We start from the raw sequence: 15,290 nt of genomic DNA, 5'->3' as shown, positions 1-15,290 counted from the left end.
CCAGGCGAGGGGCCGAGGCGGAGCCGCCTGAATCTGGCCCCGAATCTGGCCCCGAACCGGGCCCCAAACCAGGCGACGGCGATTCCGCCTGAGCCGCCCTTTGCGCAAAGCAGGGCGCACGTTAGATAGCGAAAGCATTTGGGCCTGCCCGCCGCGACGGAAATGGCGGTCGTTTCGAAGGATTGGGATTGGACCGCATCGCGATCACGGGCGGCGCGCGGCTGAAGGGGGAAATCCCGATCAGCGGCGCCAAGAATTCGGCCATCAAGCTGATGGCGGCGAGCCTGCTCACTGACGAGCCGCTGCGCCTGACCAACATGCCGCGGCTGGCGGACACCCGCTTCCTCGGCCGGCTGCTGCAGCGGCTGGGCGCCGACGTCGTCGAGAGCGACGGCCCGGACGGGCCGGAGACCCTGCTCACCACCCGCGAGATCGTCTCGGGCTTTGCGCCCTATGACCTAGTGCGCCAGATGCGCGCCTCGTTCAACGTGCTGGGCCCGCTCCTGGCCCGCGGCGGCCAGGCCAAGGTCTCCCTGCCCGGCGGCTGCACCATCGGCGCCCGGCCGGTCGACCTGCACCTGAAGGCGCTGGAGGCGCTGGGCGCCCGGATCGACCTGCACGAGGGCTATGTCTACGCCCAGGCGCCGCGCGGCCTGACCGGGGCGCGGATCGCGTTTCCCTTCGTCTCGGTCGGCGCGACCGAGCATGCGCTGCTGGCCGCCGTCCTGGCCGCGGGCGAAACGATTCTCGAGAACGCCGCCGCCGAACCGGAGATGGTCGACCTCGCCGACTGCCTGAACGCCATGGGCGCCAAGGTCAGCGGCGCCGGCACGAAGACCATCCGCGTGGAGGGCGTGGCCAGGCTGCACGGGGCGACCCACGCGGTCCTGCCCGACCGTATCGAGACCGGCACCTATGCGCTGGCCGCCGCCATGGCGGGCGGCGAGGTCCGGCTGACCCGCACCCGCAGCGACTTCATCCAGGCGCTGATCGGCAAGATGAGCGAGGCCGGCGTCGAGGTGATCGAGCACGACGACGGGCTGACGGTGAAGCGCGACGGCGGCCGGCTGAAGGCGGTGGACATCGAGACCGACCCCTTTCCCGGCTTCGCGACCGACCTGCAGGCCCAGTTCATGGCCCTGATGACGCTGGCCGACGGCGAGAGCGTCATCAAGGAGACCATCTTCGAGAACCGCTTCATGCACGTCCCTGAGCTTGGCCGTCTGGGCGCCGACATCTCGGTGCACGGCGGCGAGGCGCGGGTGCGCGGGGTGGCTGCGCTGGAAGGCGCGCCGGTGATGGCCACCGACCTGCGCGCCTCGGTCAGCCTGGTGATCGCCGGCCTGGCCGCGCGCGGTGAGACCGTGGTCAACCGGGTCTACCACCTCGACCGCGGCTTCGAGCGGCTGGAAGAGAAGCTCAGCGCCTGCGGGGCCCAGATCCGTCGTCTCAAGGGCGACTCCGGGCCGGCGGAGGACTGATGGCCAGCCCCTCGTCCCAGCCGGCGCCCGCGCCGCTTCGCCTCCTGGCCCAGGACGCCGACGACCTGGCGGTGATCTCGGCGGCCATGCAGGACGCCGTCGCCAAGGTCGGCGACATCATCTTCGAACCGAAGGCGCGGCGCCTGACCGTGGCCTTCAACCGCTACCGCTGGGAAACCGGCGGCGAGCGGGTGCGCTCGGCCCTGCAGCTGTCGGGCGTGCTGAGCCTGCAGACCCGCAAGATCCGCCGCACCCCCGCCGACGCCGTCGTCGAGATCCTGGCCATGACCTTCGAGCCGGGCGAGGCCCCGGGCGGGGTGGTGACCCTGACCTGCGCCGGCGGCGGCGACCTGCGGGCCACCGTCGAATGCGTCGACGCCGTGCTGGCCGACGTCTCCCAGCCCTGGCCCACGCCTCGCAAGCCGGCCCACGAGCTCTAAATAAAGACCATGCGCCGTTTCCGAACTTCCGATCCCGGCTTCGAGGCCGACTTCAGGGCCTTCGTTGAAGAGCGTCGCGATACGCCCGACGACGTGGACGCCATCGTTCGCGACGTGCTGGCCGCCGTCCGCGCGGAGGGCCTGGCCGCCTTGCTGCGCTTCGCCCGCGAGTTCGACCGGGTGGAGATCGACGAGAGCAACATCCGGGTCTCGGAAGCCGAGATCGAGGCGGGCGCCGCGGCCTGCGCGCCGGAGGTCCGCGAGGCGATCGCCTTCGCCGCCGAGCGCATCCGCACCTATCACGAGCGCCAGCGCCCGGCCGACCAGTGGTTCAAGGACGAGGCCGGCGTCGAGCTCGGCTGGCGCTGGGGGCCGATCGAGGCGGTCGGCGTCTATGTGCCGGGGGGTCGCGCGGCCTATCCCTCGACCGTGCTGATGAACGCCGTCCCGGCCGCCGCCGCGGGCGTGCAGCGGATCGCCATGGTCACTCCGCCGGGTCGGTTGCAGCCGGCGGTGCTGGCCGCCGCCAAGATCGCCGGCGTGACCGAGATCTGGCGGGTGGGCGGGGCCCAGGCCGTGGCCGCGCTGGCCTATGGCGCAGGCCCCATCGCCCCGGTCGACAAGATCGTCGGCCCAGGCAACGCCTTCGTCACCGCCGCCAAGCGACGGGTCTATGGGGTGGTCGGCATCGACGCGCTCGCCGGCCCGTCCGAGATCGTGGTGGTGGCCGACGCAGCCAACGATCCGCAGTGGATCGCCGCCGACCTCCTCTCGCAGGCCGAGCACGACCCGGCCGCCCAGTCGATCCTGATCACCGACGACGAGGCCTTCGCCGCCGAGGTCGAGGCCGCGGTCGGGAGCCAGCTGTCCCAGCTCGCCACCGGCGTAGACGCGGCCGCCTCCTGGCGCGACCACGGCGCGGTGGTGATCGCCTCGCGCGAGGACTCCGCCCGGCTGGTCGACCTGATCGCTCCCGAACACGTCGAGCTGGCCGTCGAGGACCCGGACAGCCTGTCGAGCCAGATCCGCCACGCCGGCGCGATCTTCCTGGGCCGTTACACGCCCGAGGCCGTCGGCGACTATGTGGCCGGCTCCAACCACGTGCTGCCGACCAGCCGCGCGGCGCGCTTCTCCTCGGGCCTGTCGCTCTATGACTTCCTGAAGCGCACCTCGATCGTGAAGTGCGATCCCGCGGCCTTCGCCGTCCTGGGGCCGCACACTGTGGCCCTGGCGGAAGCCGAAGGCCTGCCGGCGCACGCCCGCTCCGCCGCCATCCGCCTCGGCCGATAGAGCGCGTTGCGCAAAAGTGGACACCGGTTTTGCGCTTAGAACGCGCTCAAACATTTGATTCGAGAGCACGATGCGATCAGGCGATTCCGCCTGATCGCATCGTGCTCTAGGCCGCCGGACCGGCTTTCGAAGCTGAACAATAGCTGACAGCCCAGGTCCTGCGGCCGTTCAGGGAAGCCTCTCTATCTTCCAACTCATCGGGCGGCGACGCCTTGCAGAGAAGGAAATGGGAGAGTCTCTCATGCGGACTACGAAGACCAAGATGACGGCCGGCGCTTTCCTGGCGACGGCGATGGCTGCGGCGACGCTGGCCGGCGCGGCCGCTCCGGCCCAGGCCGAGACCCTGATTCCCGGCGTGACCAGCTGCGGCGCCTCGGGCGTCAAGCAGGAGCGCGGGGCCCTGCTGGGCGCGGTCGCCGGCGGCCTGATCGGCAACAGCGTCTCGGGCCACAACCGCACCACCGGCACGGTGGTGGGCGCGGTGGCCGGCGCCGCGGCCGGCTCGGCGGTGGGCTGCCAGATGCAGCACAACAGCCAGCAGCGCGCGGCCTCGGACCACTACGGCCAGCGCACCTATCGCCAGGGCGGCTACGACCTCTACTCCGGCGTGGCGCCGGCCAGTTACAAGAGGGTCGGCGGAACCTTCGTCGCCACCTCGACGGTCAATCTGCGGGCCGCCCCGGCCCAGGGCAGCAGCCGCGTGGGCCAACTGCGCCGCGGCGAACGCTTCGAGGCGCTCGCCAAGGTGCGTGGGACCGACTGGATCCTGGTCGGCCGCGGCGGCGTCGGCGTGGGCTATGTCCACGGCGCCTACGCCCACGCGGACGGCTACCGCTACGCCTCATACTAAGGGGATGACGGGGCTTCCGCTCAGAAGCTGAGTGGAAGCCCCCCGCCGGCGCCTCTCCCTGCGGGGAGAGGCGCTCGCGTTCCACCAAAAACCATCGCGCAGGATGACGGACGGGGGCGGAATGGCCTAAAGGTGCAGGCGCGTCCCGACCCATGGCCACGTCCAGCACCTCCCACCGCCTGCAAAGCGTCCAGCTTGACGAGGATTCCCTCGCCGCGGCTTCGCGCGACCAGGAACAGGAGCGGCAGATCGCCATCTTCGATCTGCTCGAAGACAACTATTTCGCGCCGGAAGGGGCGAACGGCGGCCCGTACGACCTGCACATGGGGCTGATGGACAATCGCCTGGTGCTCGACGTGCGCGCGTCGGGCTACGAGCGCCGCCACATTCTTTCGCTGTCGCCGTTCCGCTCGCTGATCCGTGATTATTTCATGATCTGCGAGAGCTATTTCCAAGCTATCCGCAATGCGACGCCGGCGCAGATCGAGGTCTTGGACATGGGTCGACGGGGCCTGCACAACGAGGCCTCCGAGCTATTGATGACGCGGCTCAAAGGGAAGATCGAAACCGATCTGGACACCTCGCGCAGGCTCTTCACCCTGATCTGCGCCCTGTATCGGCGGGGCTGATGGCGACGGACGACCCTCCATCTCCGCGACAGCCGGGCGCTGTGCTCTTCGCCTGCAACTTCAACCGCGTGCGCTCGCCGATGGCGGAGGCCCTGCTGCGGCGGCTGGCCGGCGACCGGATCTTCGTCGACAGCTGCGGGCTGAAGCCGACGCCGGAGGCCTTCACCGATCCTGAGCAGCCCCGCGCGGTCGATCCCCTGGTCGCCGAAGTCATGGCCGAGATCGGCTGCGATCTCTCGGGCTACAGGACCAAGACCTTCGACGAGCTGGAGGATGACAGCTTCGACCTGGTGATCTCCCTGACGCCCGAGTCGCAGCACCGCGCGGTGGAGATGGCCCGCGGCCGGGCCGCCGAGATCGAGTACTGGCCGACCCAGGATCCGACCCTCACCGAGGGCTCGCGCCAGGCGCGGCTGGAGGCCTACCGGATGACCCGCGACGCCCTGGCCCAGAAGATCGCGCGCCGCTTCCGCTGACCCCGCGGAACCTTCACCAGACCATCGACCCGCCGCGGGACGCTGCGGTATATATTCTCTGCTGTGAACGGCTCGCCGCCTATGCAAAGGGGCGAGCCGTCGCTTTGTTCGTGCAGGAGCTTGCATGGCGAAAGAAGACTTGCTGGAGTTTCCGGGGACGGTCAGCGAGGTGCTGCCGAACGCGACCTTCCGAGTGAAGCTCGAGAACGCTCACGAGATTATCGCCCACACCGCCGGCAAGATGCGTAAGAACCGCATCCGCGTTTCGGCCGGGGACAAGGTCCTCGTCGAAATGACCCCCTACGACTTGACCAAGGGACGTATCACATTCCGCGTTCGCTAAACGTTTGACCGCGCCCGTGACGCGCGTTCCCCCACGCCTCGTGCTCGCCTCCGCAAGCCCCAGGCGGCTCCACCTTCTGCGTCAGATCGGCCTTACGCCGGACGCGGTGATCGGCGCCGAGATCGACGAATCGCCCAAGCGTGACGAGACCCCGCGCCTGCTGGCCCTGCGGCTGGCGGCGGAGAAGGCTGCGCGCGTCGCGGAAGGCCGTCCTGACGTCTATGTGCTGGCGGCCGACACCGTGGTCGCTGTCGGCCGTCGCGTGCTTCCCAAGGTGGAGACCGAGGCCGAGGGCCGCCGCTGCCTGGCGCTGTTGTCCGGCCGGGCGCACCGGGTGCTGACCGGCGTGGCGGTGATCGCGCCCGACGGCCGCCGCGCCGAACGGCTGGTCGAGACGCGGGTCTATTTCAAGCGGCTCGGCCCGGACGAGGTCCGCCGCTACCTGGACAGCGGGGAAGGGCAGGGCAAGGCTGGCGGCTACGCCATCCAGGGTCTCGCCGGGGCCTTCGTCACCGATCTGAAGGGATCCTATTCCTCGGTGGTCGGCCTGCCGCTCTACGAGACGATGAATCTGCTGACGGGCCTGGGGTATCAGAGGCCATGAGCGAGCGCCGGATCTTTCTCGACCAGGGGCCGGGCGAGGCCCGCGGGGTGGTGACCCTCGACGGGGCGCCCGAGCGGCTGCTGATTCGCCGCACGGGCGACGACGCGCGCCTGCAGCTGGGCGCGCGTCTGGTGGCGGTGGTCGCCAGCGTCGAGCCCTCGCTCTCCACCGCCTTCCTCGACCTGGGCGACGGCGCCCAGGCGATCCTGCAGTTCAAGCCCGACGTCCGGCCGGCCCGCGGCGAGGTGGTCGAGGTCGAGATCCGCGCCGAGCCGCGGCGCGGCAAGCTGGCCATCGCCCGGCTGTTCGGCCCGGCCGAGGGCCGGCCGCGCCTGCTGGCCGAGGCCCCCGAGCTGGCGGAGATCCTGCAGGGGATCGTGCGCGACGGCGACCTCGTCACCGGCCGCGACGCGCGAGCCCTCGCGGACGAGGCGGAGGCCGAGGCGCTCGAGGTGCTGCATCCGCTACCGGGCGGCGGCGCGCTCGCCGTCGAGCCCACCCGGGCGCTCACCGCCGTCGACGTCGACCTGGGCGATCGCAAGGGGGCGGACGCCAAGCGCCTGACGCGTGCGGCCAACTTCGCGGCGATCGACCTGGCCGCGCGGCTGCTGCGTCTGAAGGGCCTTGGCGGCATCGTGGTCATCGACCTAGTCGGCCGCGGGCACGACGCCAAGGCCTTGCTCGCTGCGGCGCGCGTCGCCTTCGCGCCGGACAACCCGGGCGTGGCGGTCGAGCCGGTCGGCCGTTTCGGGACCATGGAGCTTTCCCTGCCCAGGCGCACCCGGCCGCTCGCCGAGATCCTCTGTCGCGAGGACGGAGCGCTCAGCGACCGCAGCCTCGCCCAGCGACTGCTGCGTCGCATCGAGGCGGAGGCCGCCGCCCAGCCGGGCGCGCGCCTGACCGCCCGCTGCGCTCCAGCCGTCGCCGTCGCCGCCGCACCCTTGGCCGGCCGTCTCTCCGATAGAATCGGCGCGCGGTTCCAGATCGCCCCCGACCCGGCCTGCGCCCGGGAGAGCCTCGACGTGGCCGCCGCATGAGCCAGCCAAAATGTCCGATCTGCGGGCGTCCGGCCGAGCCCGCGGCCCGACCCTTCTGCTCGAAGCGTTGCGCCGACGTCGACCTGCAGCGCTGGCTGACGGGCGGCTACGCCATCCCCGCCGTCGAGAACGAGGACGGCCCGTCGGACGAGCCTTCAGAAGAGGACTGAACGGTGGCTGGACTTCCAGGATCGGCTCTTTTATAGACGCGGCTCCCGCGACGGCGGCCTTCGCCTGGGTAGCTCAGTTGGTAGAGCAGCGGATTGAAAATCCGCGTGTCGGTGGTTCGAATCCGCCCCCAGGCACCATTCCTTTTCGGACAGCGTTCGATCGGCGTCGTGGCGGTCACGCCCCGCCCCGGCGTGCCGGAGCGTCCAAGTTTTCGCCCTTGCCTGTGGCGGCTCGAAAAATGATCATTTCGAGATCGCGGTTCCGCCGACTTTATTGCACTGCGGCGCCGAAATTCTTTCCGACCTGCAATCCGCTAGTCAGGACCCCTGCCTGGCGTTGTGCGGTGCAGCATGGAGCCGCCGGCCGCTGGCCACATGGCTCATGCGATCCGTCCTCCCCCTTGACGCTGGAATAAGGGGTTGCCAAAGGTCCGCAGCCGCCCGTCTAACATAGCGGTAAGACTTCGCCGTCCCCGCCGGGGAGGCGAGGTCGCCATGCGCCTTCGAAACGCAAAGCTTCCACGCTTAGTTGGGAGATCGCGTAACGGGTCGGGCGCAGCGACAGCGGCTCTGCCGTCCGACCCCCGAGACCGGGGAGTGGCGGCGGGCGTGTTTTAACTAGGGTGGAGACGCTCTCGCGCGACGACCCTCCGGCCAATCGTGCTAGACCAACCAGGAACTGGCGACAGATGCTCGACAACAAACGGAAGACCTCCCTTATCGCTCTGGTCGGCGCTGTGGCGCTGATGGTGAGCGCGCCGGCGTTCGCTCAGAACGCTGCGGATCCCGCGGCTCCGGCTGCGGCGACGGCCGAAGGCAACGCTGCGGCGGCCCCCGCCGAAGCTGAACTGCCCCCGCAGATCAGCCACGGCGGCAAGCTGAACGTCGGCACCATGTTCATGGACGCCGACCCGGTCGTGAAGACGGTGATGATCGGCCTGATGCTGGCCTCGCTCTTCTCGTGGGCGACCCTGATTACCAAGATGCTCGAGTTCCGGTCGCTGAACCGTTCCACCGACAGCTTCCTCGAAGCTTTCCGCGGCGCGAAGTCGATCAACGACATGGGCCGTATCGCCCAGTCGGAAGATTTCGAAGGCAATCCGCTGGCCGACATGGCCGCCGCGGCCGCCGCCGAAGTCGAACTTTCCCGTCAGGCCGGCCTGCAAGTGACCGGCGATCACCGGGACAGCACCATCGTCCGCGCTGAGGCGGCGGTCGGCGCCGTCCAGGCCTCTCTCGCCCGTCGCCTTTCGGGCGGCATGCAGTTCCTGGCTTCGGTCGGCTCCAACGGTCCGTTCATCGGCCTGTTCGGCACCGTCTACGGGATCATGAACTCGTTCATCGGGATCGCGAACACCAACACCACCAACCTGGCCGTCGTCGCGCCCGGCATCGCCGAAGCGCTTCTGGCCACCGGTCTGGGCCTGTTCGCCGCCATCCCGTCGGTTATCTTCTACAACTACTTCCAGACGCGGATTTCGGCCTACGGCGCCCGCACTGAAGGTTTTGTGGCCGAACTGATGAACGCGATCTCCCGGCAGCTCGACAAAGGAGCTTAATCCACATGGGAGCCAAACTTTCAGGCTCTGGTGGGGGACGTTATCAGGAAGAGCAGAACGCCGAGATCAATGTCACCCCATTCGTGGACGTGATGCTGGTTCTCTTGATCATCTTCATGGTGGCCGCGCCTATGGCGACGGTGAGCGTGAAAGTGGCTCTTCCGCCGGCGGTCGCGAAAGCGTCGCCAAACCCTCCGAAGCCGATTTACATCTCGCTACAGAGCAACGGGCGGGTGTTCATCCAGGATAACCAGAGCGACCTCGCCAGTCTTGGCGACGACCTCCGGTCCTCCCTGGGCGCGAAGCGCAACCCTACCAAGGAACGGATCTTCATCCGAGCTGACAAGGATGTCCTCTACGGGGACTTCATGGGCGTGATGAACATGCTGCAGGACAACGGGTTCTACAGCGTGGCGCTCGTCGGCGAAGACAAGCGTCCGGTGGGGCAGTGAAGCATGGCTGACATTCAACCGCGCGACATCGCCCACCCGGGGCACAACCCGTTCGACATGCCCAAGCCCAAGCGGAGCAAGGGCTTCATCGCGGCGGTCCTGATCGCCCTGGTGGCCCATGCCGCCCTGGCGATGTACCTCTGGCGAAGCAAGTTCGAAATGCGGATGCAGGAGTACTCGGACGACGTCACGGACGTGGCCCTGATCAAACCTCAGGCCCCGCCGCCGCCGCCGCCTCCGCCGCCGCCGCCGCCGAACACCCCGCCGCCGCCGCCGCCGAAGCTTCAGCCTCGTCCGCCGGTGTCGATGCCGAACGTGCCGACGATTCCTCCGCTGCCGGTCCCGCCGGTTCCGGAGCGTATCGAAACGCCCAAGCCGCCTGCGCCGCCGCCGCCGGAACCCCCGCGGGCCTCGGTGATCACGCAGCCCGACTGGGTTCGTCGTCCGTCGGCCGAGGACCTGGACCGGTACTACCCGGAACGGGCCCAGCGGATGAGCGTCGAAGGCCGCGCCAGCATCAGCTGCACGGTCGACGCGCGCGGCACCCTGCAGAACTGCTCGGTCGCCTCGGAAAACCCGAGCGACGCTGGATTCGGCGACGCCGCGATCCGGATGAGCCGGCTCTTCAAGATGCGGCCCATGACCAAGGACGGCTCGCCGGTCGACGGCGGGAAGATCGTCATCCCGATCGCCTTCCGACTGCCGAAAGGCTGAGGCCAGGGCGACCTGAAAGACCAAGCCCCGGGGCGCAAGCTCCGGGGCTTTTTCTTTGTCCGGGCTCGGTGTCGGCGCCGGACATGTTCTTTCTTGAGACGTGGCTTGATCGCGCCGCCCGGCGCGACTACAACCCCGCCCTCGCGATACGCCGCCTTAGCTCAGTTGGTTAGAGCGCCAGATTGTGGCTCTGGAGGTCTCCCGTTCGATCCGGGAAGGCGGTACCATCGCGAAGACCCGCAGGCGTTGCGGACCCGGCTTCAGATCCCTCTGCGCCTCGAGCCGTTAGGAGCCCGGCGTGGGCTGCGGCGGCCCGGTTTGCCTGTCTGGGGTCAGATTTCGCCTTCCAGGGGGCGAATGCGGCGGTCTGCCGCAAAATTCTCCCGAAGGCTCGGCTTCCCTCCCATCGACACGTTCCCATTTGCTCGTTAAATGCGCGCGATTGCGCCGGATCGGTCCGCCTCGAGCTTGGGTCGGGCCGCGTCTTGGCGTGCGTGAGTGGGAGCTGAGGACGAGCGAATGGGGTTCTCAAGGCAAGGTCTGTACGATCCGGCGAACGAGCATGACTCGTGCGGCGTGGGCTTCGTGGCCAATATCAAAGGCCGCAAAACTCATGAGACGATCCAGGCTGGCCTGAAAATCCTCGTCAACCTCGACCACCGCGGCGCCGTCGGCGCCGACCCGCTGGTCGGCGACGGAGCCGGGATTCTGATTCAGATTCCGGACGCCCTCTATCGTGACTGGGCGCAGGGCGCGGGCGTGACCCTGCCGCCGGCCGGCGAGTATGCGGTCGCCATGTGCTTCATGCCGCGGGACGAGGCGGCGCACGCCGCCGCCGTGCAGCAGTTCGAGCACTTCCTGGTGGTCGAGAAGCAGCCGCTGATCGGCTGGCGCGACGTGCCGGTCGACCTGACCGGCCTGGGCGAGGCCGTGCTGGCCTCGATGCCTGTGGTTCGCCAGTGCTTCATCGGCCGCGGCCCCAACATCCGCGACCAGGACGCCCACGAGCGCAAGCTGCTGGCCCTGCGCAAGCAGATCCAGAACCCGCTGGCGGACCTGGCGGTGAAGCGCAACCTGCCGGGGCTGAGCGAGCTCTACGTGCCGTCGCTGTCGACCCGCACCGTGGTCTACAAGGGCCTGCTGCTCGCCGACCAGGTCGGCAGCTTCTATGAGGACCTGAAGAACCCGCTGGCCCAGTCGGCGCTCGCCCTGGTCCACCAGCGCTTCTCGACCAACACCTTCCCGTCGTGGAGGCTGGCCCACCCGTACCGGTTCATCGCCCACAACGGCGAGATCAACACCGTCCGCGGCAACGTGAACTGGATGAACGCGCGGCGTCGCTCGATGGAGAGCGAACTGCTGGGGCCGGATCTGCATAAGATGTGGCCGCTGATTCCGCACGGCCAGTCGGACACCGCCTGCCTCGACAATGCGCTCGAGCTGCTGGTCGCCGGCGGCTACCCGCTGGCGCACGCGGTGATGATGCTGATCCCGGAGGCCTGGGCCGGCAACCCGCTGATGGATCCGAAGCGGAAGGCCTTCTACGAGTACCACGCCGCCCTGATGGAGCCGTGGGACGGGCCGGCCGCCGTGGCCTTCACCGACGGTCGCCAGATCGGCGCGACCCTCGACCGCAACGGCCTGCGCCCGGCGCGCTTCGTCATCACCGACGACGACAACGTCATCATGGCCTCGGAAGTCGGCGTGCTCGACGTCCCTGAGGAGAAGGTTGTCCGCAAGTGGCGGCTGCAGCCCGGCAAGATGCTGCTGATCGACATGGAAGCCGGCCGCATCATCGAGGACGAGGAGATCAAGGCCAGCCTCGCCGAGGCCGAGCCCTACGAGCACTGGCTCTCCGAGACCCAGTTCAAGCTCGAGGAGCTTTCGCTCGGCGCCGATGGCGTCGCGCCGCGGCTGAACGATCCCTCGACCCTGCTCGATCGTCAGCAGGCCTTTGGCTACACCCAGGAAGACATCGCCTTCTTCCTGGAGCCGATGGCGCGCAACGGCGACGATCCGATCGGCTCGATGGGCTCAGACACGCCGATCGCCGTGCTCTCGGCGCGGCCGAAGCTGCTCTACGAGTACTTCAAGCAGAACTTCGCCCAGGTGACGAACCCGCCGATCGACCCGATCCGCGAAGAGCTCGTCATGAGCCTGGTGTCGATGATCGGACCGCGTCCGAACCTGCTCGGCCGCCAGGCCGGCACGCACAAGCGGCTCGAGGTCTCCCAGCCGATCCTCACCGACGAGGACCTGGCCAAGATCCGTTCGATCCACGAGTTGCTGGACGGCGCGTTCCGCACCGCCACGCTCGACGCGACCTGGCCCGCCGAAGACGGCGCGGCCGGGCTCGAGGGCGCGCTCGACCGGCTCTGCCGGGAAGCCACCGAACAGGTGCTGGCCGACGCCAACATCTTGATCCTGTCGGACCGTGCGGCGTCCGCCGACTGCATCCCGATCCCGGCGGCTCTGGCCACCGCGGCGGTGCACCACCATCTGATCCGTCAGGGCCTGCGCATGCAGACCGGCCTCGTCGTCGAGACCGGCGAGGCGCGCGAGGTGCACCATTTCTGCGTGCTGGCGGGCTATGGCGCGGAAGCCGTGAACCCCTACCTGGCCTTCCAGACCCTGGAGCAGATCCGGGTCGAGAACGGCCTGCCGCAGAGCGCCTACGAGGTTCGCAAGAACTTCATCAAGGCGATCGGCAAGGGCGTGCTGAAGGTGATGTCCAAGATGGGCATCTCCACCTACCAGTCCTACTGCGGCGCGCAGATCTTCGACGGCGTCGGCCTGGCCTCGGAGCTGGTGGAGAAGTATTTCACCGGCACGGCGACGACCATCGAGGGCGTCGGCCTGGCGGAGATCGCCGAGGAAAGCGTCCGGCGTCACCGCGACGCCTACAGCGACAATCCGATCTACAAGTCGATGCTCGACGTCGGCGGTCAGTACGCCTTCCGCATCCGCGGCGAGGCCCACGCCTGGAACCCGGAATCGGTGTCGCGTCTGCAGCACGCCGTGCGCGGCAACCTGCCCGACGAGTACCGCGCCTTCTCGCGCACCATCAACGAGCAGAGCGAGCGGCTGCTCACCATCCGCGGCCTGATGCGGCTGAAGCCGGCTGACCAGCCGATCCCGCTGGACGAGGTCGAGCCGGCGGCCGAGATCGTCAAGCGCTTCGCCACCGGCGCCATGTCCTTCGGCTCGATCAGCCGCGAGGCGCACACCACGCTGGCGATCGCCATGAACCGCATCGGCGGCCGCTCGAACACCGGCGAAGGGGGCGAGGAGACCGATCGCTTCACGCCGCTGCCGAACGGCGACTCGATGCGCTCGGCGATCAAGCAGGTGGCCTCCGGCCGCTTCGGCGTGACCGCCGAGTACCTGGTCAACGCCGACGACATCCAGATCAAGATGGCCCAGGGCGCCAAGCCCGGGGAGGGCGGCCAGCTGCCCGGCCACAAGGTCGACCGCAACATCGCCCGCGTGCGTCACTCCACGCCGGGCGTGGGCCTGATCAGCCCGCCGCCGCACCACGACATCTATTCGATCGAGGATCTGGCGCAGCTGATCCACGACCTGAAGAACGTCAATCCGCGCGCCCGCATCTCCGTGAAGCTGGTGTCGGAAGTGGGCGTGGGCACCGTGGCCGCGGGCGTCGCCAAGGCGCGCGCCGACCATGTGACCATCTCCGGCTTCGAAGGCGGCACCGGGGCTTCGCCGCTCACCTCGCTGACCCATGCCGGCTCGCCCTGGGAGATCGGCCTCGCCGAGACCCAGCAGACCCTGCTGCTGAACGGCCTGCGCCGGCGGATCGCCGTCCAGGTCGACGGCGGTCTGCGCACCGGCCGCGACGTGGCCGTGGGCGCGCTGCTGGGCGCCGACGAGTTCGGCTTCGCGACGGCGCCGCTGATCGCCGCCGGCTGCATCATGATGCGCAAGTGCCACCTCAACACCTGTCCGGTGGGGGTGGCGACCCAGGACCCGGTGCTGCGCGCGCGCTTCACCGGCCAGCCCGAGCATGTGATCAACTTCTTCTTCTTCGTCGCCGAAGAGCTGCGGGAGATCATGGCCGAGATGGGCTTCCGCACCCTGAACGAGATGATCGGCCGGGTGGACCGGCTCGACATGCGTCCGGCGCTCGACCACTGGAAGGCGCACAACGTGGATCTGTCGAAGATCCTCTATGCGGCGCCAGCGCAGGCGGCGAAGGGCCTCTGGAACATGGACCGGCAGGACCATGGCCTGGGCAAGGCGCTGGACAACACCCTGATCGCCGACAGCGCGGCCGCGCTCGAACACGGCAAGCCGGTGCAGGGCGAGTATCAGGTGCGCAACATCAACCGCACCGTGGGCGCCATGCTCTCCGGCGAGGTGGCCAAGCGCTACGGCCACACGGGCCTGGCCGAGGACACCATCCAGCTGAAGTTCCTCGGCACCGCCGGGCAGAGCTTCGGGGCCTTCGCCGCGCGCGGCGTCAGCCTGGAGCTGTCCGGCGACGCCAACGACTACGTCGGCAAGGGGCTGTCGGGCGGCCGGGTGGTGGTGCGCCAGCCCCAGGGCTCCAAGCGCGATCCCACGACCAACATCATCGTCGGCAACACGGTGCTCTACGGGGCGATCGCCGGCGAGGCCTACTTCCAGGGCGTCGGCGGCGAGCGGTTCGCGGTGCGAAACTCCGGCGCGGTGACCGTGGTCGAAGGCGTGGGCGACCACGGCTGCGAATACATGACCGGCGGCGTGGTGGTGGTGCTCGGCGACACCGGGCGCAACTTCGCGGCCGGCATGAGCGGAGGCGTGGCCTATGTCTACGACCCGCAAGGCCGGTTCCGGGCGCTCTGCAACACCGCCATGGTCGAGCTGGAAGCGGTTGCTCCGGCGGCGGCGCCGAGCGCGGGCGATGACGCCTATCGTCCGCTCCAGCGGGCGCCGTCGGTCGAGAACAACGGCATGGGCGACATGCTGCGGTTCGACGCCGAGCGGCTGCGGATCCTGGTGGAGCGCCATCAGCTCTACACCGGCTCGAAGCGCGCCGCCGAGCTCCTGGCCAACTGGGACCAGGCGCTGACGTCCTTCGTCAAGGTGATGCCGACCGACTATCGCCGGGCTCTGCTCGACATGCAGGCGCAGCGGGAAGCTGCGCCGGTCGCCGCCGAGTAGACGCGTACACGCCACACCCTGTCCCGCCTGACTGAGCCAAGTCAGGCGGGATGAACAGGGTCGTCGTCTTTGGATAGAGCCCGTC

The 15,290-nt window shown here is 69.0% G+C and carries 14 protein-coding genes and 2 tRNA genes; all 16 read left to right on the top strand.

All coding sequences use genetic code 11. The features are described from left to right. The first annotated feature begins 188 nt into the window (after window positions 1-188). On the top strand, window positions 189-1,481 hold the full coding sequence (gene murA / locus ACSQ2B_RS07140) for a UDP-N-acetylglucosamine 1-carboxyvinyltransferase (protein WP_436048571.1): 1,293 nt from the start codon (window positions 189-191) through the stop codon (window positions 1,479-1,481). Beyond that, window positions 1,481-1,921, top strand: a complete 441-nt coding sequence (locus tag ACSQ2B_RS07135) for a DUF2948 family protein (RefSeq protein ID WP_436048570.1) — start codon at window positions 1,481-1,483, stop codon at window positions 1,919-1,921. The genes murA and ACSQ2B_RS07135 overlap by 1 nt, the downstream gene beginning before the upstream one ends. 9 nt (window positions 1,922-1,930) lie before the next feature. After that, window positions 1,931-3,211: a histidinol dehydrogenase gene (hisD, locus tag ACSQ2B_RS07130; RefSeq protein ID WP_436048569.1), complete on the top strand. Its 1,281-nt coding sequence runs from the start codon at window positions 1,931-1,933 to the stop codon at window positions 3,209-3,211. Window positions 3,212-3,452: 241 nt separating this feature from the next. Continuing rightward, window positions 3,453-4,061: an SH3 domain-containing protein gene (locus tag ACSQ2B_RS07125; protein ID WP_436048567.1), complete on the top strand. Its 609-nt coding sequence runs from the start codon at window positions 3,453-3,455 to the stop codon at window positions 4,059-4,061. Between the two features lie 152 nt (window positions 4,062-4,213). After that, window positions 4,214-4,690, top strand: coding sequence for a UPF0262 family protein (locus tag ACSQ2B_RS07120; protein ID WP_436048565.1), 477 nt, complete (start codon window positions 4,214-4,216; stop codon window positions 4,688-4,690). Next, a complete protein-coding gene (locus ACSQ2B_RS07115) occupies window positions 4,690-5,166 on the top strand; it encodes an arsenate reductase ArsC (protein WP_436048563.1) in 477 nt (158 codons plus the stop codon). Before ACSQ2B_RS07120 ends, ACSQ2B_RS07115 begins: the two co-directional genes overlap by 1 nt. Window positions 5,167-5,290: 124 nt before the next feature. Further along, window positions 5,291-5,509: a translation initiation factor IF-1 gene (gene infA, locus ACSQ2B_RS07110; RefSeq protein ID WP_436048561.1), complete on the top strand. Its 219-nt coding sequence runs from the start codon at window positions 5,291-5,293 to the stop codon at window positions 5,507-5,509. A 16-nt stretch (window positions 5,510-5,525) separates the two neighbouring features. After that, on the top strand, window positions 5,526-6,113 hold the full coding sequence (locus ACSQ2B_RS07105) for a Maf family protein (protein ID WP_436048559.1): 588 nt from the start codon (window positions 5,526-5,528) through the stop codon (window positions 6,111-6,113). Beyond that, window positions 6,110-7,150, top strand: a complete 1,041-nt coding sequence (locus tag ACSQ2B_RS07100) for a ribonuclease E/G (RefSeq protein WP_436048557.1) — start codon at window positions 6,110-6,112, stop codon at window positions 7,148-7,150. The genes ACSQ2B_RS07105 and ACSQ2B_RS07100 overlap by 4 nt, the downstream gene beginning before the upstream one ends. After that, entirely contained in the window at window positions 7,147-7,320 is a 174-nt protein-coding gene (locus tag ACSQ2B_RS07095) for a DNA gyrase inhibitor YacG (protein WP_436048555.1), read from the top strand. Before ACSQ2B_RS07100 ends, ACSQ2B_RS07095 begins: the two co-directional genes overlap by 4 nt. Before the next feature lie 62 nt (window positions 7,321-7,382). After that, window positions 7,383-7,458 (top strand) — tRNA-Phe (locus tag ACSQ2B_RS07090). 551 nt (window positions 7,459-8,009) lie between these two features. Further along, complete coding sequence (locus ACSQ2B_RS07085) at window positions 8,010-8,879, top strand: MotA/TolQ/ExbB proton channel family protein (protein WP_436048553.1); 870 nt, start codon at window positions 8,010-8,012, stop codon at window positions 8,877-8,879. A gap of 5 nt (window positions 8,880-8,884) precedes the next feature. Then, a complete protein-coding gene (locus tag ACSQ2B_RS07080; protein WP_436048551.1) occupies window positions 8,885-9,331 on the top strand; it encodes a biopolymer transporter ExbD in 447 nt (148 codons plus the stop codon). 3 nt (window positions 9,332-9,334) lie between these two features. After that, on the top strand, window positions 9,335-10,045 hold the full coding sequence (locus ACSQ2B_RS07075; RefSeq protein WP_436048549.1) for an energy transducer TonB: 711 nt from the start codon (window positions 9,335-9,337) through the stop codon (window positions 10,043-10,045). A 150-nt stretch (window positions 10,046-10,195) separates the two neighbouring features. Next, window positions 10,196-10,272: transfer RNA gene (locus ACSQ2B_RS07070), tRNA-His, on the top strand. 292 nt (window positions 10,273-10,564) lie between these two features. Continuing rightward, window positions 10,565-15,205: a glutamate synthase large subunit gene (gene gltB / locus ACSQ2B_RS07065; RefSeq protein ID WP_436048547.1), complete on the top strand. Its 4,641-nt coding sequence runs from the start codon at window positions 10,565-10,567 to the stop codon at window positions 15,203-15,205. Window positions 15,206-15,290 lie beyond the last annotated feature (85 nt).

The organism is Phenylobacterium sp. LjRoot225, from assembly GCF_964252855.1.
Classification (GTDB): Bacteria; Pseudomonadota; Alphaproteobacteria; order Caulobacterales; family Caulobacteraceae; genus Phenylobacterium.
This window is presented reverse-complemented; position numbering and strand designations above follow the sequence as displayed.

Coding starts and splice junctions, on each gene's coding strand:
- ACSQ2B_RS07100 (WP_436048557.1), top strand. CDS start 6,110: ATGAGCGAGCGCCGGATCTTTCTCGACCAGGGGCCGGGCGAGGCCCGC.
- ACSQ2B_RS07115 (WP_436048563.1), top strand. CDS start 4,690: ATGGCGACGGACGACCCTCCATCTCCGCGACAGCCGGGCGCTGTGCTC.
- infA (WP_436048561.1), top strand. CDS start 5,291: ATGGCGAAAGAAGACTTGCTGGAGTTTCCGGGGACGGTCAGCGAGGTG.
- ACSQ2B_RS07085 (WP_436048553.1), top strand. CDS start 8,010: ATGCTCGACAACAAACGGAAGACCTCCCTTATCGCTCTGGTCGGCGCT.
- hisD (WP_436048569.1), top strand. CDS start 1,931: ATGCGCCGTTTCCGAACTTCCGATCCCGGCTTCGAGGCCGACTTCAGG.
- ACSQ2B_RS07120 (WP_436048565.1), top strand. CDS start 4,214: ATGGCCACGTCCAGCACCTCCCACCGCCTGCAAAGCGTCCAGCTTGAC.
- ACSQ2B_RS07080 (WP_436048551.1), top strand. CDS start 8,885: ATGGGAGCCAAACTTTCAGGCTCTGGTGGGGGACGTTATCAGGAAGAG.
- ACSQ2B_RS07075 (WP_436048549.1), top strand. CDS start 9,335: ATGGCTGACATTCAACCGCGCGACATCGCCCACCCGGGGCACAACCCG.
- ACSQ2B_RS07125 (WP_436048567.1), top strand. CDS start 3,453: ATGCGGACTACGAAGACCAAGATGACGGCCGGCGCTTTCCTGGCGACG.
- gltB (WP_436048547.1), top strand. CDS start 10,565: ATGGGGTTCTCAAGGCAAGGTCTGTACGATCCGGCGAACGAGCATGAC.
- ACSQ2B_RS07095 (WP_436048555.1), top strand. CDS start 7,147: ATGAGCCAGCCAAAATGTCCGATCTGCGGGCGTCCGGCCGAGCCCGCG.
- ACSQ2B_RS07135 (WP_436048570.1), top strand. CDS start 1,481: ATGGCCAGCCCCTCGTCCCAGCCGGCGCCCGCGCCGCTTCGCCTCCTG.